The organism is Paenibacillus terreus (genome assembly GCF_042138595.1).
Lineage (GTDB): Bacteria > Bacillota > Bacilli > Paenibacillales > Paenibacillaceae > Paenibacillus > Paenibacillus terreus.
This window is the reverse complement of the sequence record NZ_JBHIRX010000053.1, coordinates 1-320: the sequence shown is the minus strand read 5'-3', so window position 1 is coordinate 320 and position 320 is coordinate 1. Positions and strand designations below refer to the sequence as shown.

At 47.8% G+C, this 320-nt stretch carries 1 tRNA gene; it reads right to left on the bottom strand.

The annotated features are described in order from the left end of the window. Positions 1-2: 2 nt before the first annotated feature. Positions 3-75 (bottom strand) — tRNA-Val (locus ACE5KN_RS31110). Positions 76-320: the final 245 nt, after the last annotated feature.

Sequence of the window (320 nt, the reverse complement as noted above, 5' to 3'; positions counted from 1 at the left end):
GGTGGAGGCTGAGGGGATCGAACCCCCGACCCTCTGCTTGTAAGGCAGATGCTCTCCCAGCTGAGCTAAGCCTCCATCTTAGAACACTTATTAGATCATATCACATTTACATATCACAGATCAATAAGCATTTTTCTCAAAATGAGTTGAAAATATGACCCGTAGGGGATACTCTCGCTTCGCTCGAGACTGCGAAGTCTTCCTAACGAAGCTTATGCTTCGACGAACCCAGTGGGTTCTCACCCCTAGCAGAGAAGTAAATCATAATGACCCGTAGGGGATTCGAACCCCTGTTACCTCCGTGAAAGGGAGGTGTCTTA